Origin of the sequence: Flavobacterium sp. (assembly GCF_965262375.1) — a bacterium.
GTDB lineage: Bacteria > Bacteroidota > Bacteroidia > Flavobacteriales > Flavobacteriaceae > Flavobacterium.
The window spans coordinates 1805585-1829369 of the sequence record NZ_OZ253527.1 but is presented as its reverse complement, the minus strand read 5'-3'; the positions used below and the strand labels follow the sequence as shown (position 1 = coordinate 1829369).

The following is a 23785-nucleotide window of genomic DNA, read 5'->3' as shown; positions in this document are numbered from 1 at the left end:
ATTTACTATACAAGAGCTGTTCTTAAAGAATGGCTCTTTTTTTATGCTTCGTAGCTATTTTTTTTTATTTTAGTAGGAACAAACTAAAGGCTAAACGACTTCGTGGAGATGCTCGGGGGCTATATCAGAATAAACTAAACTTTACACAAAATATTAATGAACGTACTAAATCAATACATCACTTTTTTAAAAGAATATAAAAAACTTCTAGAAAGAGGAGTAAAAGACGTTTTGAAATCAACCATTTCCAACAACTATATTTGGATTGATGAAATAGAACACTTTATTAATTCAGGAACATGTGAATCAAGCCTAACCTCTATTTTTTCTTCAAAATTCAAGAATCAATCTTTAATTTTCTCTTTACAAAAACCGTATAAACCATATATACAAATTCCAAATCGATTTATAGAAATCATTGATTTTGATGAAGCAAAAAACAAATTTGAAAGCATTAGTGGAGATGAAGAAGAGCTTATAAGTTTCAAAAATTCTGCGGAAGGAAAAGCTGAAATAGAAAAATTAAAAAAGTTTAAAAAAAACAAAGAAACATACTCAAAGCTATACAGAGCTTATAATGATATTAAAAACGATTCAAATCTAGAAATTGTGTTAAGTGTTGGTTTAATTCAATATTCTAAACGAGATAATAGAGGAAAACTTTCCAAAACCAATCAACATTTATTTCATTTCCCTTTATCATTAAATATTGATTCAAACAATGTTGTAAAAATTTCATTTTCAGATTCAGAAAATCCTTATGCAGATTTTTTCTTTCTAAATAACACTCCTATTGAGAAAGAAGAGTTATCGAATATCATTGATAGATTTGAAGAAAGAATTACAGAACTTGGTTACGAATATATTTTTGAAAACGAGTTTAAAGATTTACTTACAAAATCAATTCAGAAAATTTCATGCAATTCAGAATTTGAAAATTCAATCTATAAACCAGAAAGTGATTATTTCAGAGAAGATTATTTTAAAGTCTTGTTTTCGCCTGCAATAAATATTAAACAAAGTAAACCTCGTTTCTTCGAAAAATTAACGAATTCAATCATCAAACACAGTGATGAAAATGAAATAGAAGCTAAACTATTTAATTTACTAGTTAGAAATCCTGAAACATCAGGAAACAATTCTTACACGAAACCTAATTATTTTAAAGACGAACTTTTTGAAACCCATAAAGACAAGACTAAAAACCTAAATGGAGATGACGACTTTTCAGTCTTTTTTCCTCTGCCTTTCAACAAAGAGCAAAAACAGATTTATGAAAATTATCTTAAAAACAGATTAACAGTTGTAACTGGACCACCTGGAACAGGAAAGTCGCATACAATTGTAAACATACTTTGTTCTTTGTTAGCACAAGGAAAACGAGTACTTGTTACCGCTCAAACAGATAAGGCTTTAGAATCTCTTTTAAATAAAATTCCAGAGACATTCGATAGTTTAATTTTTACTAAAATTGAATTAGAAAATCTAGGAAAAGATGGAAAAAAAAGATTTTCTCTAGAAAATAGCATTGACAATATTTCGAAAATTCTGACTGACAACTTTTATCTAAATGTTGAAACCAAAATTGAAGAGTTAGACAATTTAAAAGGTGAGTATGCAAAATTAAAATCGGAAATTATTCGAGCTCTTGAAAAAGAATACACTCAAATCAGAATTAATGATTCTTTTGAGAATTTGAGAGCCTATCAAATTGTTGAAAAATTTGAATCAAAAGAATCAGAAGAATGGAATTGGATTAAAGATGAATTATCAAATGAAATCATATCTAATTTTGAAGTTATTAAAAATGATATTTTAAAATACAAACAATTAATTGGAACAGAAATCCGATACAGTAATTCTATCAATATTGATACTTTATTATTATTGAAGAACTTAGAAAGTTTTGATTTTAAAAACTTCCTATCCATCAAAGAACAATACATCAAGCAATTAAATTATTTGGAATTAAATGAGTATTCAAAAGATAAGGTGTTAAATATTCAATTTGAAAACATTATAAAAATTGCAAATGAATTTTCTAACTCGGACATAGTTCTTAAAAATATAAAGGAACTAGAGAATCTAAAGAAACAGATAAGCAAAAGGTTTACTCAAGAAAATATTGCGATAAACAAATCGTTTAACAACCTTACTGAAAACGGTACAAAATATCTTTTAGACATTGAAACTTACCTATCATTTGCTGAAAATGGAAAAGCTGGATTTTTCACGAAACTCACCAATTCAAATTTTAAGCAAGTTTCATATTTAGAGCAATTTACTATAAACGGCAAAAAGTGTAATACTAAAACCGAAATATTACAGTTAAAATCGGCAATTGAAAACCTCATTATCATCAGCAAAAATTTCACGTTGTTGAAACAAAATGGTTTCTCATTTTCTTATGACGACAACTCCAATCTGTATGAAAAGAGCTTGGTTTTAAATGAAGTATTAAAGAAAATTGAAACAAACAAGGAAGTTGTTTCCAAAATTCAATTCAATGCGGACTTTATCAATTTTTCAGAACACACACAAATCAATTTGTTTGATATAGATAATTTATCAAAAAAAGCAATTTCATTAAAAGATGACATTGATAAATTAGGAAGAATAAATCATCAATTAATTGAGAAACTTGGCGTATTAAACAACATTGATTCAATAATTGAACAATCTTCATTAAAAAATGAATTCTCAAAATTTTTACCTGTTGAAAAAATTGAAGATGTACAAGATTTTGAACTTTTAAAAACTAAATTTTTAGAAATAGGCAAGCAACTTGAGGTAGAACAAACTTTTCTAAACCTAAAAAAATATTTGAGCGATTTGCTTCCGAATACTTTTGATTCACTTGAAAAGATTCCTATTCATTATATTTCAAAAGAAAATTTTGAATACGCTTCTGCCAATAGATTTATTAAAGAAAACGAATTTATTGATTTACAAAAATGTAAAGAAGAATTATCATTTATCGATAAAAAAATATTCAAAGTAAAATGCGAGATTTTATTTGACCTCGCAAAGTCAAACTTTAAAAGCAAATTTGACAATAACGAAATTGATACTTTTATAAATTTACTTGAGGAATATAAATACAATTTATCTCAAAGTGTTAGAAAAATTCGTAATCAAACTCAATATCAAGTTCTAACACGTAAAAATAGTATTGATATTAGCAAGAGGTTGTCTTGTTGGGTAATGAAATTTAACGATGTTTTAAATTCGGTAGGAAGTGAACCTGAAATTTTTGATTGTGTTATTGTTGACGAAGCAAGTCAATTAGACTTTAACAGTCTTATTTTAAGCTATTATGCGGAGAATATGATAATTGTTGGCGATGACAAACAAACATCTCCAAGTAGTCTAACTGGAGCAGACGGAAACGATTTTGAAACAATTAAAAATAAACATCTTAAATTTTTAGGTGCAAACGCACTTCATATCAAAAGCGATAATAGTTTATTTATGCTTTCAAAGATGGTTGCAGGGACTGCAAATCTAACTTTGAGAGAACATTTCAGATGTGTTCCTGAAATTATTGAATTCTCTAAATTTCATTTTTACGACAATTCGTTAAGACCTCTGAAACAAATTAACTCAAACAGACTAAATCCAAAAGAAACTGTTTTTGTAAACGATGCATTTACAGAAGACAAAATTGTTTATAAAGAAATTGAAGAAATCAAAAAATTTCTTCAAAGAATACTAAATGAAGAGCAATATTCAAATAAATCTATTGGTGTGGTAAGCTTAGGATTGACAAAGCATACAGAAAAGTTAAAGGACATAAAGGAAGATTTAGCCAATGAATTTGGAAAAGAGAAAATAGATAACCATAAACTTATCATTGAAGATTCTCCAAAATTTCAAGGGGATGAAAGAGATGTTATGATTGTTTCTCTTGGAGTTGCATTGGATTTTCAGAAATTGAAAGAAAATCAAAATGCCAAACCACGAGCAATTATTAGTGACCAAGATGAATTTAAAAAAATTAATGTCGCATTAAGTCGTGCGAAAGAACAAATGATTTTATTTCACTCAGTTGATCATAACGATTTACAAGCAAATGACTTTAGAAATAAAATACTAAGTTTCTTCAAAGATGAAGCAAAACCAATTTCTCAATTACAAATTGTTAACAACAATAATGAAAGATACCGACACAATGTGCCTGAACCATTTGACAGCTGGTTTGAGTTTGATATTGCTAAATCACTTATTGAAAATGGGTATAGTTATATCCAACCACAATACAATGTGAAAGAAACTGAGCTTTTTTATAATCACAAACTTGGAAAACAAGTTTATATTAACTTTAAAATTGATTTAGTAGTTCACAATAACGGTAAAATGATTGCTATAGAATGTGATGGCGACCCTTTTCATTCACTTCCAGAAGATGTGGCTTACGATATTGAAAGGCAGGAATTTTTAGAACGCGTTGGATGGAAAGTATATCGTGTACTTTATTCAGCATTTAAAAGAAGTCCTCAAGTTGAAATACAAAAAATTATATATTTTATTGAAAAAAACACGAAGAAAGACCATAAAACAATTATAGAAAAAACAACTGGTTTGGGTGAAGAATTTGAAAATGAAATAGAATTTTTGAATGAGGAAGAAATACCTGAGTCTGTTTTGCCAAAACATAAATCATACATTGACATTTTAGAGGAAAATATCGAAACCTCAAATTCTATAAATCAATTCCATGGAACTACAACAAATCATAAACATAAATCATTCATTGATATGATTGAAGAAGAATTGGAAGAATTGGAAGAATCAAATCAATTTAATCTTTTCTCAGGTGATAATGAAATTCTGTGTTATTTTAATCTTTACAATGACAATACCTATAAAATACAAGAACATTCAGAAAAAAAATGTTTATTCTCATTACCAATTGACAAAAAATATAAAAACGGATTTCTTCTTCAATGCTATGACAATGGACATATAAACAAAGTTTATGTGAGTACTATTTTAGAGAAAAAAAGAAACTATCGCTATTCTAATGGCAAAAACCCAAATGCAAACATTCTTTATCTAAAATTAATAGAAGAAGATGCAATTATAGCAGTAAAAATAAAACGAGGCTTAGAAAAATTTTTTAAAGCTCATAAAACTGAAAATATTTCAAACAGAGAACTTTTGCATCTGCAAGGTTACAAAGTTGTTTATCAAACGGCTGAAAATATTGAATACAAAATTTTACCAAAAAATCTTTATGAAGATATAAGACGCTTAGTCTTCACAAGTTTTACTGCAGAAGGAAAATCAGTTCACAATAATTACTATGAAAATGAATGGAAAACAATAGAGCAATATATACCAAGATTAACCGAATAAAAAAAAAATGTGCATAATCGAGTAGACTGCCCTGCTAGTTCCTAGCAGGGAGTGCATCTCAATTTAGCGAAGCGGTATCTTGAAATTCCAATAAAAACAAACACGCATTTCAAACAACACCTGATACTTCGAGAAGCTCAGTCTAAACCTATCGGGTCACGTACTAGGCGGTTTGCAAAGAGACAGGTTAAGTTGAAGATGAGTTTCAATTAAGGTAACGTAAACTCTTTTACTTTTACCCAAGTACAAACAACACCATATAGAAATTTTAAAAAACGTAAAAATTCTAAAGCTCAAAAACTCAAAGAAAAACAAGAAAACCTGGAAGCTTTCAACAGCCAACCTGAGTATACCAAGACAATTCATTAGAACAATAGCTCCTCACAAAACCCTAACTAATTTTTCACTACTTTTACAATAACTTTTAAACAGATGATTAAGAGGTTAATACAATTTGATTGGGCTATAAAAAGACTTTTGAGAAACAAAGCCAACTTTGTGGTGCTCGAAGGTTTTTTGAGCGAATTATTGTTTGATAATATCAAAATCGAACAAATTCTGGAAAGTGAAAGCAATCAAGATTTTGACGACGATAAGTTCAATCGTGTTGACATACTTACCCAAAACTCGAAAAACGAATTGATAATCATTGAAATTCAAAGCACTTACGAAATAGATTATTTTCATAGAATTGCTTATGGTGTTTCAAAATCAATCTCTGAAAATCTTAAATTAGGACAAAAATATTCAGAAATCAAAAAAGTGATTTCTATCAATATCGTTTATTTTGACCTTGGACAAGGACAAGACTATATTTATCGTGGTAAAACCTATTTCAAAGGCTTACATCAAAATGATATTTTAGCACTATCTGAAAAGCAAAAACAAACTTCCATCAAAGAAGAGCTTGCAGATATCTTTCCTGAATACTATTTATTAAAAGTGAATCAGTTTAACGATATAGCCAAAGATACTCTTGATGAATGGGTATATTTTTTAAAAAACAGCGAAGTTCAAGATAGTTTCAAAGCAAAAGGATTGAAAGAAGCCAATGAGATTTTAGATATTATGCGTCTTCCTTCGCAAGACCAATATGGTTATAATCGATATTTAGACCGTCTACATTTAAAAGCCAGTGAAATTTTCTCTTTACAAACCGAAGCTGAATTTAAAATTAAAGACCAGAGAACAATAGAAATAGCTATTAGTGCCATACAAAATGGTGCAGATAACACCTTTATTGCTGCAATCACTGGGTTAAGTATTGATAAAATAGAAGTTTTAAGAGCTGAGAATTCCAAATAATCTTTTTTAGTTTTTTTTCACAAAACAAAGTGCGGTGTATTCCTGTATCAAATACCCCAAAAGAACAATGTAAGTGAACTATTTTTTTGAAAATCAAAAATCAAAAAAAATTTTGTACTGACAAAAACACCTAGTCGTTACCTCTTAAAACTAACTCTCCCATGAATCACACTCCCCTTCCTATTTTACAAACAGAACGATTAACACTCAGAGCTTTAAACCCCGAAGATGAAACTGCTATTTACGAACTTCGCACCGATCCTGAAGTAAACAAATACCTTGATCGTAAGCTGTGTACACATCTAAAAGAAGCAAGCATTTTTATTGAAAAAATAAATAAAAGCATTGCGGAGTCTAACACTTTTTATTGGGGAATTTCTTTCACTGGGTCAAAAGAAGTATTGGGTACGATTTGTCTTTTTGACTTTTCTAGTATAGAAAACAGTTATGAAATAGGGTTCGAATTGCGAAGTAAATACCAGAAACAAGGCATAATGTTTGAAGCAACTCAAAAGATCGTAGATTTTACTTTCAATCATTTAAAAGCCACTAAAATTAAGGCTTTTACTCATTTAAAAAATACCTCATCAATCCAATTACTTGAAAAAATAAATTTCAAAGAAATAACAACAACATCTAAAGACAATAACGAATTGAAAGGATTTGTACGTCACTCAAATACACATTAACATATTAGCATAAAACAAAAAAACCGTCTCTTACGAAACGGTTTTTTCAAAATATTTTGAGTTCTTATTAGAACATCTCTCTTCCTGCAAAGTGGAAAGCACCTTCAATAGCTGCATTCTCGTCTGAGTCAGAACCGTGAACTGCATTTTCACCAATTGAAGTAGCGTATTTTTTACGGATAGTACCTTCAGCCGCTTCAGCTGGGTTAGTAGCACCAATTAAAGTACGGAAATCCTCAACTGCGTTATCTTTTTCTAAGATAGCAGCAACAATAGGACCACGTGACATAAATTCAACTAATTCACCGTAGAAAGGTCTTTCAGCGTGAACAGCATAGAATTTTTGAGCATCAGCTACTGTTAATTGCGTTAATTTCATAGAAACGATTCTGAATCCTCCTTCAGTAATCATATTTAAGATACCACCGATGTTTCCTTTTTCAACTGCATCTGGCTTAATCATTGTGAAAGTTCTATTTCCTGACATTTTGTATGTATTTAATTTTGCGCAAAAATACAAACTTTAGTTTAAAAGTTTCAAGGTTTAAAAGTTTATTTTTTCCGATTTCATTTTATACTAAAAACCAACCTAAAATGTTAAGATTTCAAATTGATTTTCGAGCGGTTGAAGTACTTGAAATAATTTTTCAAGGAAATCGTTTCCATATTCTAAGTAAAACTCCGAAAAATTCAATTGTCTCTCTTGCAAACTTTGTTTAGGAAATAATCCTTCTTGTACTTGGCTGATTCGTTCTAATTTGTCTTGCAAAATGCGCTTTTCGGCTTTTAACAATCGCTTCTCAAGATTTTCTAATCCCTTAATTTGTTTAGCTTCCTGAGCAAGCACCGCGCCTGTAAAAGAGGCTTCTGTTTGTGAGGCAATTTTTTTTAATTCTTCAAATTGCTTCTTTAAAAAATCTTTTTGCTCGGTAAAATCTATGGTAAATTGCGATAGCTCTTTGGTTTTTAAAGTGATTAACGTTTCCTTTTTCAAAAACAAATCCGACCATGTGAGTACTAGTTTATCTGCTTTTTGCACTTGTTTTTCACTAGCAATAACGACAGAATTACGTAATAATAACATAGGAAAAGGAACTTCAAACGCTTCAAACATGTTTTTTAATTCCAACCAATAAGCTAATTCTCCACCACCGCCTATATAACACAAATTGGGCAAAATCACTTCTTGATACAAAGGACGCAAAATTACATTAGGACTGAATTTTTCGGGGACTTTTTCAACCAAATCCAAAATTTCAGTGCTAGAAAACGATCTATTCGTATTTAAAACTTTATAGGTTTCGTTTTCAAATACAATACGCTCACGCAAGCCTGTTTCCATATAAAACAAGTTAATCTCACGTGGATTCACTTGTGCATCATAAGGAAAATTATTGAGGGTTTCGGAAACTTTATGAAAACTCAATTGGTTTGTTAATTCTTCCTTTAAATAAGGAATAAAAAGCTCTTTTAGCGATTTGTCATCTCCATCAATAATTACCAATCCTGTATCTTTGAACAATTCATTCACTAGAAATCGAGTAGCGTCTGCCAGATTTTCCTGCTGCAAATAGGCTTCTTCAAAAAGCTGTGCTAAATACTGGGCGTGAATTCCCGCGCCTAATGCATTTTTGAATGTAGTTAAAACAGAAGCCAAACTTTCCGTTGTAATTTTACCCACAGGACCAGAAGTTGGAATATTCCAGCTTATTTTCCCCCCTTTACATTGAAAGTGATTGATTTCGGCAAAATCATGGTCCTCGGTCGCCATCCAGTACACTGGCACAAAATGATAGTCCGGATACTCCTTTTGTAATTGTTTGCACAAATTAATTGTGGAAACTATTTTATAAATGAAATACAAAGGACCTGTAAACAAATTCAGTTGATGTCCCGTAATTACTGTAAACGTATTTTCTTTTTCTAACAATTGTATATTAGTACGAGTGGCAGCACTTAGCGTTAGTTTCTCATTTTGCTTGACAAGTGCATTCGAAACTATTTTTCGTTGTTCCGCTGAAAATGAAGTGCTTTTTTCTTCAATTTGCTTTTTGAAATTCGCAATTTCGGGATAATGATTATAATATGACCTCAATTCAGGAGATTGATTTAAATAATCTACAATCAACTTAGAGAAATAACCTGAATTTTGGTACGTGATACTATCGATGGGCATGGTTAAATAAGATGCTAGATAAAAAAATCCTTTCAAAAACAACAACATTTGCCATTTGACATGAAAGCTATATATTTTGTAAAAATACTCAAATTTCTATTTCCATAAATATCTTTTACCTTTGCATAAAAAATATTCCCCTTGAAAGACCTGCTCCTTATCACGCCACCCTTTACCCAACTGAATACCCCGTATCCAGCTACCGCTTATTTGAAAGGTTTTTTGAATACCAAAAACATTTCGACTTTTCAAATGGATTTAGGTATTGAAGTGATTTTAGAATTGTTTTCGAAACAAGGATTAACCGAGGTTTTTTCATCCATCATCCATCATTCATCATCAAATAATCAAAGGATATATTCTCTTAAAGAAGTTTACATTTCAACTATAGATTCCGTAATTGAATTTTTACAAGGAAAAAATCCAACCTTGGCGCGTCAAATTTGTTCTGGAAATTTCTTACCAGAAGCTTCTCGTTTTGAACAATTAGACGACATGGAGTGGGCTTTTGGTTCTATGGGAATGCAGGACAAAGCAAAACATTTAGCGACCTTATATTTAGAAGATTTATCCGACTATATTATTGAATGTGTTGATGAAAATTTTGGCTTTAGTCGCTATGCCGAGCGTTTAGGTCGAAGTGCTAATTCGTTTGATGAATTGTATGAGGCTTTACAAGGCGAAAAAAGTTATATTGACCAAATTACATTAAAAATTTTACACCAGCGAATGGAAGAAGTGCAACCTAAATTGGTTTGCTTTTCTGTGCCTTTTCCTGGCAATTTATATAGTGCTTTTCGTTGTGCGCAATACATCAAAAAACACTTTCCCGACTGTCAAGTCGCTATGGGTGGTGGTTTTCCTAACACTGAATTACGCGAATTAAAAGACCCTCGTGTTTTCGAGTTTTTCGATTTTATCACGCTTGATGATGGCGAGTTACCCGTAGAAATACTAATTAACCACATACTTAATTCCCCTCCTTTGGAGGGGTTAGGGGAGGCTAAACGAACGTTCCTACTCGAAAATGGTCAGGTTGTTTATAAAAACAATACTACACGACACGATTACAAACAAAGTGAAGTAGGCACACCTGATTACTCCGATTTATTATTAGATAAATACATCTCGGTCATAGAAATAGCCAATCCAATGCACAGTTTATGGAGCGATGGTCGCTGGAACAAACTTACCATGGCACATGGCTGTTACTGGGGCAAATGTACATTTTGTGATATTTCATTAGATTACATTAAAGTGTACGAACCTGTGCACGCTAAGATTTTGGTAGACCGAATGGAGGAACTAATCGCGCAGACGGGTGAAAATGGTTTCCATTTTGTAGACGAAGCGGCTCCGCCTGCCTTGATGCGTGAAGTTGCCTTAGAAATTCTTCGAAGAAAACTGGTGGTAACTTGGTGGACAAACATTCGTTTTGAAAAGAGTTTTACCAAAGATTTGTGTTATCTGTTAAAACTTTCAGGTTGTATTGCTGTGTCAGGTGGTTTAGAGGTTGCTTCTGACCGACTTTTGGATTTAATCAAAAAAGGAGTAACCGTAGAGCAAGTGGCACGCGTAACACGTCATTTTACGGAAGCTGGCATTATGGTGCACGCGTATTTGATGTATGGCTATCCTACGCAAACTATACAAGAAACTATTGATAGTTTAGAAATGGTGCGTCAAATGTTTGAATTAGGGATTTTGCAAAGTGGTTTCTGGCATCAATTTGCTATGACGGCACACAGCCCCGTTGGAATGCATCCCGAAGCATTTGGTGTTGTTCCACAATTGAATGAGATTAGTTTTGCAAACAACGATATTCAGTTTACGGACAAAACGGGTATCAATCATGATAAATTTAGTTTTGGTTTGAAGAAGTCACTGTTCAACTATATGCACGGAATGTGTTTTGACTTTCCGTTGCAAGAGTGGTTTGAGTTTAAAATCCCAAAAACTAAAATCGCTCCTAATTTTATTGAAAATTGCTTAGCCTCAGAGAATCAATTTGGATTAAAACCCAATCAAAAAGTTTATTTTATAGGAAAGTTGCCTCAAATAAACTTTTTCACCAAAACTAAAAAAGGGAAATCATGGGAAATGGCAGAAATGTTATTCCATGCCAAAACCTTTACCTTTTCCATCACTGTAGAAAAGGAATATGCCGAATGGTTATCTGATACATTACCAAGTTTACAACTTGAAAACAAAGCCACCACGTTAGGGCAATTGAAAGCTACTTTTGAGGAGCATTTTGAAGATTTCGAATTATTCTGGTTTTCTAAACCTATTGAGCAACTAAAACAAAATAGTTTTCTTTGTTTGTAATAATTAAATAACTAAAAATTCTTGTTATTTTTTTGTTAAACTCATTTGTTTTTAGTAGGTTTATAGAGACTAAAAACACAAACTATGCTAAAAAAAATCGACAAACTATCCGTTTACTATAAATTGATACTGTTGATTTTTATTACAAGTACTGCCTTCATACTATTATTTTCATCTTTATTCTACTATATTTTAAAACAAGAAGATGAAGTATATGAGCAAACTCAAAAGCAATTAGATGAGGAAATTACTTCTTTGATGAAACTCAATGCAGAGCCTCCAATATCAACTATCATTGATGTAACTTATTGGGATGAATTGGTGAGTTTTGTTTCATCTAGAGACCAAGATTGGTTTCAAAACAGTATTGCCAGCACTGTAGATATGTATTCTATGGAGTTTATTGGTGTTTACGACCTTCAGGGCAATCAAGTAGGCAATGCACATGCGGATAAACTTAAAGCCCCTATTACTTTTGTTACTCAATCCCTTTTGACTAAGTTGAATCAAAAGAAAATAATGAATTTCTTTGTAAAACTTCCCGAAGGCTATGGAGAAGTTTTTATGGCAACTATTCATCCATCTAACGACCCTAATAAAAATAAAACAACTCCCAAGGGGTACTTCGTCATGATGCGATTGTTAGATGACGATTATAAAAAAAGATTACAAGAAATTAGTTCCTGCTCTATTGCTTTTACAGACTCTGATAGCAATGAATTATTGTTTGATGATTTTGTAAAAGATATCTATACTTTAAAAAGTTGGGATGGCACTAAAATTGTCAATTTGGCTTTTCAACGCAAATTCTATGTTAATTTCAATACAACAGAGAAAATTTTATTTGTAATTTTTCTTTTTTTCTTAGCTTACATCATATCCTCATTATTGTTTTTGAGAAAATGGATATCGCATCCTTTAACTTTAACTACAAAAATATTAGAGACGGGCGATAAAAAAGCTATTAATGAGCTCAAAGAATCAAAAGGGGAATTTAATCGAATTGCACGTCTATTTGAAGAATCTTTTTCGCAAAAGAAATTACTCGAAAAAGCAAAAGCAAAAGCAGAAGAAAGTGATCAATTAAAAACCGCTTTTTTGACTAATTTATCGCATGAAATTCGCACTCCCATGAATGCAATTCTTGGTTTTTCTGATTTGTTAAACAATAAAGAAATCGACGAAAAAGAGAAAAAAGATTACATTGAAATTATAACTAAAAGCGGGGGTAATTTAGTTTCAATTATTGATGATTTAATAGAAATGTCAAAAATTGATGCCCATCAAGTAACTCCTAATCTATCGAGTTTAGATATCGACGATTGTGTACAAGAAATTTATCAGTCGGTAAAAATCACAATTTCAAAAGATAAAAATATTCAATTTATTTTGACCAAACCAGAGGAGGCTTTACCGCATCCTATTTTTACCGATGTGGTTAAATTGAAACAAATTCTCATCAATTTGCTCACCAACGCTATAAAATTCACCACCGAAGGTTCTATTGAGTTATCTTATAAATGGAGTCCAAAAAAGAATCAGTTGCTGTTTTGCGTGAAGGATACGGGCTTAGGTATAGATAAGCAACATCAGAAATCCATTTTTGACCGTTTCCGCAGAGTGGAAGGTGATTATTCCATAAAAGTTGGTGGTTTGGGACTTGGTCTTTCCATTACAAAAGCCTATGTCGAAATGATGGGAGGCACTATTTCTTTAAAATCTGAATTAGGAGTTGGCTCAAAATTTAAATTTACTTTGCCTGTCATGTTCGATAAAAGGACTGAGATTATTGAAGAACCCGTTTTAACATCCACTCCTGTAACGATAACTACAGAAATCAAACCTAAAACGATACTCATTGCCGAGGACGACAACATCAATTTCTTATTGTTTGACAAATTGATGCAAAATTCTAATTTCACTATCATAAGAGCCAAAGATGGTGAAGAAGCCATAGCGCTATTCTATGCTAATCAGGACGTAGATTTGGTACTTATGGATATCAAAATGCCTAAGAAAAGTGGTTACGAGGCATTAAAAGAAATAAAATTAATCAAACCAACGGCTATCGTGGTGGCGCAAACCGCCTTTTCTTCCTCTGACGAGATTGAAAAAATACAGCAAGTCGGTTTTGATGCACACATTACCAAGCCTATCAATAAAGAAAAACTATTTGATTTAATGACGGCCATCTTAAACTAAAGCCTATGAATCATAAATTATTTCTAGCTTTATTTTTTTTAACTTCACTTTGTCAGTCACAAACACCAACAGATTCAACAAAAAGTAACACTAAAAAATGGAATCTAACCCTAGAAGTGATGTCGCGTTATGTATGGCGGGGACAATGTTGGGGTGGTAATTATGTTGCCGTACAACCCACCTTAGAATACAGTGTGAATTCAAAATTAAAAATAGGAACTTGGGCGACGCATAATTTTCAATCGGAGTATGCCTATCCTGATGGAACAGTGTACAAAGGCTATCAAGAAATCGACTTATTCATCAAATACCAATGGAAAAAATATTTGCGCTTTGAACTTTGGGATTATTATTGGCCAACTATTTCAAACGTTGAAGGTATTGACAACTCGTATTTTAATTACCGTGTAAATGGCACAAAAACCGTCGATTTTACTACGGTACTCGACTTATCGGAAGTTTGGTTGCCTTTTAATGCTACATTGAGCACTTTAGTGGCAGGAAATGATTTCCGTTTGGATGAAAATGGAGAAAATCCAAAGCAAAATTTTACTACCTATGGCGAAATTGGCTATAGTTTTATCAATGCATTTAAAAAAATATCCCCTAAAACCTTAAAAAATATAGACCTTTATGCTAATGCAGGAATGGTTTTTAACAATCAAGCCCAGTATTATTCTTTTGCAGATTATGACAAACCTTCGCTCGTCAACCTTTCTTTAAAAGCCGAACGTGTTTTTCAATTAAATGACAAATGGAGTTTACCTATTTATTTGAATTACATCCATAACGGAGCAACTAAAAATACCGAAGCTTTTGGCAAAAACTTTTGGGTTTTTGGAGCCAAACTAAAGTATTAAACCTTTTTACAAGGCAATTTTTTAGCTGTCCTATAAATCATACCGCAATTTAAAACCGATGCCATGTAAATTTTCAATAGTAATGCCCGATTGAGAAGCTAGTATTTTTCGCAAACGAGAAATAAAAACATCTAAACTACGACCTAAGAAATAATCATCGCTACCCCATAATTTTTTAAGAATGACTTCTCTTTTTAACACTTCATTCTTATTCTCTAAAAACAATTGCAAGAGTTCGGCTTCGCGTTGAGTGAGTACAACTTGTTGGTCGCTGGAAGTAACAGTATAATTTTTAGCATCAAAAGAAAGTGTGCCTATTTGATACCAATGGGTTTCTGTAATTTTATTTTTTTGTGAACGTTTGATAAAAACCTGAATTTTCAATTCTAATTCTTCCATGCTAAAGGGCTTGACCAAATAATCATCGGCGCCTAATTTAAGACCACGAATGCGGTCTTCTTTCAAGGTTTTGGCTGAAAGAAAAATAATAGGAATATCATTATTCTTTTTTCGTATAGCTTCTGCAAGTGCAAAACCATCCATTTTAGGCATCATGATATCCAACACACAAATGTCAAAGTTAGTGGTGTTAAAACACCCCAAGGCATCTTCTCCATTTTGACAGTGGGTCACCTGATATTTTTCTTCCAAGGCATCTTTAGTCAAAAGTGCAATGGTAGCATCATCCTCGGCGTATAAAATTCTAAACTTCTCCATAATATTTTTTTGGAATGCGTATTTCAATCGTTAAACCCTTAGGGGAGTTAGCCTGTGCTTCGATACTCCATTGGTGTGCTTCGATGACTCTTTTCACATAAAACAATCCCAACCCAAAACCATTCGTCGCATGGCTCAATTGATTTTTTTCACGATAAAATTTTTCAAAGAGAAACGGCAGATTTTTCTTATCCACTCCCAAACCGTTGTCCTGAAACTTGATTTTTAATTTACCAGAAATGCACTCCATACTAATTTGAATTTTAGGATGTTGTTCGCAATATTTTACGGAATTATCAATCAGATTATAACATAAATTAGTCAAATGAAAACGGTCGGCTTCCAAAGTATAAGCTGTTTCTGACTGAAAATTGATTTCCAAATTTTCATATTTTGCAGTTGCATTTTGAATAATTTCAGCAAAAAAATCATTCAAATAAATAGTCTCGCATTGTAATTTGAAGGTTGTATCGTCGGATTTGGCTACATTCAATACACGTTCTATATGCTGATTCAATTTTTGGCCTTGTTGCATAATGATTTGCGTATATTGATTCAGCTTGGCATCCTCTTGAATCACCCCTTGTTTACTCAAATAATTCGAGGCTAATAAAATAGAAGATAATGGCGTTTTGAATTCATGGGTCATATTATTGACAAAATCACGTTGTAGTTCGCTATATTTTTTTTGTTGCAACAAGGTATAAATAGAATACACATAAATGATTAGAATAAACAACAACATGAGGGTTAACACCAACCAAAATCGCATTGAACCTAATAAAAAAGTGGTTTCTTTAGGAAAACGAATCGCGAAATAATACACTAAATCCTTATGTTTTGGAAAATGGATACTTTTGTCCTCTGGAGTCGAATTTGATAGAGTGATATATTTTCCGTATACCATTTCATCACTTTGACAATTGTACATGGCATACTCAAAGTCGGTAGTAATAGAAAATCGAGTGAATTCCTCTTTCAAATAATGCTCTAAAATATCTGGAGCAAAATCATTTTCTACATTGGCAATATAATAATCGTTCGATATTTTTTTGACAGGTTGGTCCGCAGGAACTTCTCTATTGGTGCCTTGATACAATTTTTTCACCACCTCTAGCAAAGCGATATGAACCTTCTGAGAAAACTTCTTTTCTTGAATTTGAAAAGCCTCACGCGTCCACAACAATTGCGCAATGAGTATGCCCACTGTGGCTACCAAGCCTAAGAGTATAAGTATGTTGAGTTTATTTTTTTTCATCGTCTTTCGTTATGTAATATTACTAAAAAAATAGCTAGCATTTTTGCGTTAACAAGTCGTTAACAAACATTCAATACCGCTTAACAAGCCTTTGTGTAGTTCCTTATTAATTTTGAGATGTAAAACTTTTAAAAACTTTTATTATGAAAAAATTAACGCAAATCAGCTTGGCTTTAGTAGCCGTATTTTTAATGTCTTTTTCAGTAAAAACATTAGTTACTTGGAAAGCCGACACGATTGATGTGGGCATCATTCCGCAAGGGACTCCAAAAACTTTTGAATTTGTACTTACCAATGAAAGTGACAAAGATTTAGTGATTACCAATGTGAAAGCGACCTGCGGTTGTACAGCTTCTGACTATACCAAAGAAGTTATCCCTGCGGGAAAAACAGGTTTTGTAAAAGCGACCTATAATGCGTCTGTAAAAGGAACTTTCAACAAAACAGTAACGGTTTTCACTTCATTAGAAGAAACTCCCAAAGTACTTACGCTAAAAGGAGAAGTGAACTAAACCTGATTAGGACTATTCGTTTTTTAATCCTTTGAGATAGAAAAGTTTTTCAGTAAAAAACGAATAGCAATTTTATTTCTATACATTAATTACCGACACTGATTTAGAACTAATTTCTTCAAATCGGTGCCGGTATTTTTAATGAAAAAACTATTTTTAGGTCATCAAAAGTTACCAATGAAAAAACTATCTTTTTTTATTCTTTTAGTACTCCAAGCCACTATTTTGTATGCACAAAAATTCCATATCGAATGGCATCGCGGGCATCTACTTACTCATTTTACCATCAATGCGGTAACGAATGCTAAGGTTTTTTTAGAAAGTGGTTTTTCTCAACTTTTAATTGACAAGCAATTTGCGGAAAAACACTTAAAATCGAATCCGAATTTAAAATTTACTACTGAAAATAGTAGTGTTGCCACTTGGGGAACTACCAAGCATATTCGTACCGAGGGCATCGTTCGAGGTCTAATAACTATTAATGGAAAAGAAATTTGGATAAATGGTGTCCTTATCGATTTTTCAGAACAACCAGATTGGAAAGGACTAGACATGGTTTTTCCAATTAAAGATTTTAATCAACCCGTTTACATTAATTATCAAGAACACTATTTGACTTTAGGAATACCTCAAAATGAAGAGCTGAAAGCGTTCCATTGCATGCTTGTAGACTATGATGAAAACACCAAAGGATTATATGCAGATGGTACTCTAAGTATTGGAAATAGCCCTCAAAAACAGGAATTTTTAAAAGGTAATTTTTTATTCGACCTTGGTGATAGTAATCCCGTATATTTAAACCGAAATCACCCCGAAGTGGAAGCTTTTTTAGTTCGAACGCAAGACTTTTTATTAAAAGACACTTCTAAAATAGGAACACATTCAGTAAGTGATTTAGCTGTTTTACTTCCGAAAAAAATGCAATTGGGCAAACTTGAACAAACCGACGGGAATATTGTAGTCATGCGAATTCCTATTACCCCAAGCAATCAAAGATACGTAGGAATGATAGGGAATCAATTTTTAGAACATTGTATCATTATTTTTGATTTTGAAAATCGCAAGATGTATTTTAAGTCGGTTTCAGATAAATTTAAAATTTATGAATGATACTTTAAAAAGAGAAATTATAAATTGCCTGAAAGGCATCCATCAGGCAATTTTATAAACTTTACTTAGTTGGCGTGTTGCTCACACTTTTAATAATCAACGCTTCAATGGCGAAGAGTTCATGATAATCAAAGCTTACACGCTCGTATCCATTAAAACGCCATTGATTGCCCCATGAATTTTTTATAATAAAGCCTTCATTGTCATAGCCTATAATGGTTACCGCATGTTTGCCATACATATTAGGAGTTGGGTCATTTTGGTTTATTTTAATATTTTCTTTAAAAATCTGACTAATTACATTGGGCATCAAAGCTTTTGCTTGAGAAAAAGGCATTTTAGTCCCCGTAAAACTCACTACATCGTAGCCCTTATCAGGCGTAATGGTCGTATAATTCAAGGTTCTTTCATTACTCCATGCAGGCAAATAAAGCATATAACTTACAGGGATAGCCTTAATTCCACTATTTAACATCGTTTTTAAGTAGGCAATATTTTTTGATTTCATCCCTTCTAAATATTCGTAATCTCTAAGAAAAACAACCGCTTTGGGCTTATAAATAGTATTAAGGGTTATATAACCTACATCACCTTCTAAAATATATCTAGTAAGCTCATCATCGTTTGGATACCATTGAAGGGTAGCTTGAGGATTATATGGCAAATCTGTTTCCTTTATAGCACCAAAACTTTTCAATGCGTCTACATATCGAAACAGAAAGTCCCCCTTAAAAGTAGGCTGACTATTAACATAATCATTTGATTTTTGAACGGCATACAAATATTTTTCGCTCAAATCTTTAGGGGCGTTAGGAAAAGTTTCCAAGGCAGCAGCGATGGCAAAAGCGGTGCAAGTGTTACGATTTCCTTGGTATTTTACTGGAGATTGTGCCTCAAAATGAATGATAGGAAATAATTGGTCAGGATTTTTTAAAGAAACATTTTGAGCCATGCTCAAAAAAGGAGCTAAAAGAAAAATGTGGATTTTTTTCATATCGTAAAGCTTTAAAGTCTGTCCTTTAAAGTTACAAAAAAATCCACATTTTCAGAAAAGTTTTATACTACTTCACCATACAAGTCAAACTCGCTGGCATCAACAATTTTTATGGTGGCAAATTCGCCTGTCTTTAAGTAGAATTTAGAGGCATCTATCAACACTTCATTGTCTACATCAGGGCTATCAAATTCGGTTCTACCTACAAAATACTGACCTTCTTTGCGGTCAATAATACATTTGAAAGTTTGTCCAATTTTCTCTTGGTTTAATTCCCAAGATATTTGCGCTTGAATATCCATGATTTCGTTAGCACGCGCTTGTTTTACTTCTTCCGGCACATCGTCTTCTAATTCGAAAGCGGTAGTATTTTCTTCGTGTGAATAGGTAAAACAGCCTAAACGTTCAAAACGCATTTCCTCAACCCAGTTTTTAAGAATTTGAAAATCTTCTTCGGTTTCACCTGGATACCCCACAATTAAGGTGGTACGAATAGTCATATTAGGTACGGCTTTACGGAAATCTTTCAACAATTGTGTGGTTTTCTCGTAAGTAGTACCGCGACGCATCGATTTTAAGATTTTATCCGAAATGTGCTGTAAAGGAATATCTAAATAATTACAAATTTTAGGTTCGCGATTCATTAGTTCCAACACATCCATAGGGAAACCTGATGGGAAGGCATAATGCAAACGAATCCATTCGATGCCTTCTACTTTTACCAAGTTTTCTAACAACTCGGCTAAGTTGCGTTTTTTATATAAATCCAACCCGTAATAGGTTAAATCTTGTGCAATTAAAATAAGTTCCTTAACACCATCTTTGGCTAAGTTTTCGGCTTCTTTAACCAATTTTTCAATCGATTGTGATACGTGTTTTCCACGCATAATAGGAATCGCACAAAAACTACAAGGACGGTCACAACCTTCAGCAATTTTTAAGTAAGCATAATTCTTAGGTGTAGTCGTCAAACGTTCCCCTAACAATTCGTGCTTATAGTCAGCACCAAGCGCTTTTAATAATAAAGGCAAATCAGTAGTACCAAAATATTGGTCTACATCTGGAATTTCTCTTTCCAAATCGGGACGGTAACGTTCTGATAAACATCCAGTCACGAATATTTTATCTACGATACCTTGGTCTTTTTTATCTACGTATTCTAAAATCGTATTTACCGATTCTTCTTTGGCATTATTAATAAAACCACAGGTATTTATCACCACAATGTTTCCTTCTTGCTCGTGCGCTACATCTTTACCACTGGCTTTCAATTGCCCCATCAAGACTTCACTGTCATACACGTTCTTAGAACAACCTAAGGTAATTACATTGATTTTATTTTTCTTTAACGACTTGGTTCTCATTGCTTTAAAAATTGGAGTGCAAAATTACGATAAAATTTTGAAAATACGATTTGATTTTATAGAAACATAAAAAAATCCGCCTTAGCGGATTTTTAAATTTTAAAAAACTTACAATTCAAAAGACAGAGTCGCAGTTAAATTATTTGAACGCAAATTTTTAGTAAAATTATCAATTAAACCAGCATCAAATATAGGTTTAGCAACCTCTCTTGAAGTCGTTGAATAAGCAATATCAACTTTAGTTCCTCCAAAATTATATCCTAATCCTAATGAGTATCCTTTTAAATCGCTCATTAAGCTTTTCTTAATATACGGACTAGTCTCATAACGGTAACCTCCACGTAAGGACCAACGTTCAATTTTGCACTCCCCTCCGACTGCCAATTGTTTTGAATTCACAAAAGTATTTCCTATACTGCTATTTTGCTCTTCAAACTCATCTTCTGGTCTTAATTGCATGCGCTCATAAAACTTCCACCCATAATCTATATTTAAAAAACCTCTCTTCCCAAAAATTAGAGCTCCACTTAAATTTAACTTATCCGCTGTTCTTATTCGATAAGGCTCAAACACTAAGGTCAAATTAGGATTTACTACATCAGGTTGTAGTTCTCGAAGATTATTCCCACTTACAACGGTTAATTTTTGCGAAATTTCATCTGCCAATTTATGCCAAGTAGGCGATTCATAACTTGCTCCAAGACGTAAAAATTTATTAACTTTTAAAATAGTTCCAAGCTGTAATGAAAATCCATTCCCAAAAGTATGAGTGTCGTTATCAAAATAAATTCTTTTTACTCGATCATTCACACTTAATGGATTGTTATTTCGCTCAAAAAATTTTGAATTACGAGTAAAATCCGAAAAATGAGAATTCAAATTGACACCAATTATTAATCGATCATGCAAACTTATTGATCCATTAACTGTTAGTTTTCCATTATAACCTGAAGAAATTATAGAATGCTCCTGATGGTAATTACCTCCTTCAGCAACTAAAGACTTATATACTCTGTTATTACTGTCATTATAATTGTCCGCCACATCAATAATAAAAGATTCAAAACCAAGAAAAGCTTGTTGATCATTAAATGAAAATGCTCCTCCTGTTTCCCCTAAATATTGATAGATGTAAGGCGCTAAATTATTACTAATAGCATATTCACTAGTATTGAAATAATTAGCTAAAAAACCATAATCCTCAACATAAGCATTTTGATTAGCATCAAACACATGCGAATAGTAAAAACTATCAATATCAAAAGCCGAAACTCCTCCATTCTTATTAGCATGATGCAAAAAATAATTAGCAATACTATTATTCGGATTAACGCCTTTTACAGATACTGCATCATTAAAGTTATTTTGCTTTTCATAATTTACTGCCAAAGCAAACTTATTTACTTTAGCACCTGATTTTTTTGTTTTAAAAACCAAGACCCCTCCCAATTGATTTAAATCAAAATCGTTCAAACGTTCTTCTGAAGTACTCCCAAAATAATTGGTCCGATTAGTTGAGCCATAAATACTTGTTGTAACCGCTAATTGATTATTATTAAATATTGATGAACTTGCAGGGTTCAAACTAATTGCCGAAAGATCACCTCCTACTGCACCAAAAGCACCACTTAATGCCCGAAAACGAGCGGTTCCTAATGGCTCAGTTTGAGTATACCGCATCAATTCCTCTATATTTTGTGCCTGTACATTTGACAAACCCAATGTTATTCCTAAAATAGCTATATATTTTTTCATTCTTCTTTCAATAAAAACAAACAATCACACAGATTACCCTCTTCGACCGCCACTTCTTCCTCCACCTGAAGAACTCCTTGGGGAATCGTAAGACCTTGGTGATTCATAACTTCTAGGACTATCGTATGATCTAGGACTATCATACGATCTAGGACTATCGTATGGTCTTGGTGTAGAATTGTTATTTCTAGGTGTGTATTCTCTTGGTGAATCCGAGTTTCTAGGAGTATACTCTCTTGGCGTATTAGTATTTCTAGGCGTATATTCTCTTGGTGTACTTTCATTATTTCTAGGAGTAAAACTTCTAGGAACACGAATATAATTTCTAGGAATATATTCACTATTGGCATTCGAAGTACTTCTTGGAGAAGTATAACTTCCTACTCCATCAACAGCAGTATTACCAGATGCTCTTCTACTTCTATTATACACTCCGTAATCACCATAGTTAACTAAAGAACCTGACGAATAGGCACGAGCTCCATCTCTTCGACCACCTACATATGCATAATTATGATGATTGTATCCGACATATCCATTATAATAGCCCCCATAATAATAAGGAGACCATCCCCAACTTAACGAAGGACCATAATAACTATACCCCCAATGAGGACTGTAATACCAATCATTCCAATAGGAATAGCCACAATAATACGGACGGTAACCCCAATAGCTCCACCCCCAATTGTTCCAATTATTCCAACCCCAGCCATAACGCCAAGAATTATCGTAAACATTAATGGTAATATCTCTATCATTTGTCCCCCAACTAGAATAATTGGCTGTTGTTTTTACAGCTGTACTATCCGAGCTTTTTATGCTACTATAACTTTCTATATCTGTAAAAACCTCACCTGAATCAGCAGTAACAAATTTATCCACCTGACTTCCAAAGTATTCTTTATACTTAGCTCCATTTGGATTTTCTTGATAATAACTAGTTCGCTGGGTAGTTTCTTTTTTCTCGCCTCCATAAATTCCGTCATTATCATAATACGAAACATTTTGATAGGAACCACAAGAGACTACAGTAAGCCCCAAAACCCCTAACAGTATTTTTAGGCTTCCTTTTTTATTGTAGAAGTATTTTGTTTTCATTTCTCAGGCTTTTTATTGTTGGACATTACAAAAATAACTAGTTTTGCACAAATAAT

Annotated in this window: 16 protein-coding genes; 8 read left to right on the top strand and 8 right to left on the bottom strand. The window is 32.5% G+C overall.

Going from position 1 to position 23785, the window contains the following annotated elements:
• The first annotated feature begins 156 nt into the window (after positions 1-156).
• The 3 genes from ACQY29_RS08480 (at position 157) to ACQY29_RS08470 (ending at position 7352) form a co-directional block, all read left to right on the top strand.
• Positions 157-5358, top strand: coding sequence for an AAA domain-containing protein (locus ACQY29_RS08480; RefSeq protein ID WP_428224782.1), 5202 nt, complete (start codon positions 157-159; stop codon positions 5356-5358).
• Positions 5359-5790: 432 nt separating this feature from the next.
• Positions 5791-6663: an Rpn family recombination-promoting nuclease/putative transposase gene (locus tag ACQY29_RS08475; RefSeq protein WP_428224781.1), complete on the top strand. Its 873-nt coding sequence runs from the start codon at positions 5791-5793 to the stop codon at positions 6661-6663.
• Between the two features lie 161 nt (positions 6664-6824).
• Positions 6825-7352, top strand: coding sequence for a GNAT family N-acetyltransferase (locus tag ACQY29_RS08470; RefSeq protein ID WP_428224780.1), 528 nt, complete (start codon positions 6825-6827; stop codon positions 7350-7352).
• A gap of 67 nt (positions 7353-7419) precedes the next feature.
• Here ACQY29_RS08470 and ACQY29_RS08465 read toward each other — a convergent pair whose 3' ends face one another.
• Together ACQY29_RS08465 and bshC are read right to left on the bottom strand one after the other, a co-directional pair.
• A complete protein-coding gene (locus ACQY29_RS08465; RefSeq protein ID WP_428224779.1) occupies positions 7420-7839 on the bottom strand; it encodes a nucleoside-diphosphate kinase in 420 nt (139 codons plus the stop codon).
• Positions 7840-7941: 102 nt separating this feature from the next.
• Entirely contained in the window at positions 7942-9528 is a 1587-nt protein-coding gene (bshC, locus tag ACQY29_RS08460) for a bacillithiol biosynthesis cysteine-adding enzyme BshC (RefSeq protein WP_428225896.1), read from the bottom strand.
• A gap of 141 nt (positions 9529-9669) precedes the next feature.
• On the opposite strand from bshC, the gene ACQY29_RS08455 reads away from it, so the two are divergent.
• The 3 genes from ACQY29_RS08455 (at position 9670) to ACQY29_RS08445 (ending at position 14918) form a co-directional block, all read left to right on the top strand.
• Positions 9670-11856, top strand: a complete 2187-nt coding sequence (locus tag ACQY29_RS08455; RefSeq protein WP_428224778.1) for a B12-binding domain-containing radical SAM protein — start codon at positions 9670-9672, stop codon at positions 11854-11856.
• Positions 11857-11940: 84 nt separating this feature from the next.
• Complete coding sequence (locus ACQY29_RS08450; protein ID WP_428224777.1) at positions 11941-14058, top strand: ATP-binding protein; 2118 nt, start codon at positions 11941-11943, stop codon at positions 14056-14058.
• Positions 14059-14063: 5 nt separating this feature from the next.
• Positions 14064-14918: a TorF family putative porin gene (locus ACQY29_RS08445; protein ID WP_428224776.1), complete on the top strand. Its 855-nt coding sequence runs from the start codon at positions 14064-14066 to the stop codon at positions 14916-14918.
• A 30-nt stretch (positions 14919-14948) separates the two neighbouring features.
• Here the strand turns inward: ACQY29_RS08445 and ACQY29_RS08440 are convergent, their stop codons facing one another.
• Positions 14949-15635, bottom strand: a complete 687-nt coding sequence (locus ACQY29_RS08440) for a response regulator transcription factor (protein WP_428224775.1) — start codon at positions 15633-15635, stop codon at positions 14949-14951.
• Positions 15622-16893: a sensor histidine kinase gene (locus ACQY29_RS08435; RefSeq protein WP_428224774.1), complete on the bottom strand. Its 1272-nt coding sequence runs from the start codon at positions 16891-16893 to the stop codon at positions 15622-15624. Before ACQY29_RS08435 ends, ACQY29_RS08440 begins: the two co-directional genes overlap by 14 nt.
• A 143-nt stretch (positions 16894-17036) precedes the next feature.
• Between ACQY29_RS08435 and ACQY29_RS08430 the strand changes: the two genes are divergently transcribed.
• The gene (locus ACQY29_RS08430) at positions 17037-17405 is read left to right on the top strand and encodes a DUF1573 domain-containing protein (RefSeq protein WP_428224773.1); all 369 of its coding nucleotides are present in this window, start codon (positions 17037-17039) and stop codon (positions 17403-17405) included.
• Positions 17406-17582: 177 nt separating this feature from the next.
• The gene (locus ACQY29_RS08425) at positions 17583-18515 is read left to right on the top strand and encodes a hypothetical protein (protein WP_428224772.1); all 933 of its coding nucleotides are present in this window, start codon (positions 17583-17585) and stop codon (positions 18513-18515) included.
• 61 nt (positions 18516-18576) lie between these two features.
• Here ACQY29_RS08425 and ACQY29_RS08420 read toward each other — a convergent pair whose 3' ends face one another.
• The 4 genes from ACQY29_RS08420 to ACQY29_RS08405 form a co-directional block, all read right to left on the bottom strand.
• On the bottom strand, positions 18577-19509 hold the full coding sequence (locus ACQY29_RS08420) for a C1 family peptidase (RefSeq protein ID WP_428224771.1): 933 nt from the start codon (positions 19507-19509) through the stop codon (positions 18577-18579).
• Between the two features lie 62 nt (positions 19510-19571).
• Positions 19572-20873: a 30S ribosomal protein S12 methylthiotransferase RimO gene (gene rimO, locus ACQY29_RS08415; protein ID WP_428224770.1), complete on the bottom strand. Its 1302-nt coding sequence runs from the start codon at positions 20871-20873 to the stop codon at positions 19572-19574.
• Between the two features lie 108 nt (positions 20874-20981).
• On the bottom strand, positions 20982-22628 hold the full coding sequence (locus tag ACQY29_RS08410) for an OmpP1/FadL family transporter (protein ID WP_428224769.1): 1647 nt from the start codon (positions 22626-22628) through the stop codon (positions 20982-20984).
• Between the two features lie 33 nt (positions 22629-22661).
• A complete protein-coding gene (locus ACQY29_RS08405; RefSeq protein WP_428224768.1) occupies positions 22662-23729 on the bottom strand; it encodes a hypothetical protein in 1068 nt (355 codons plus the stop codon).
• Positions 23730-23785 lie beyond the last annotated feature (56 nt).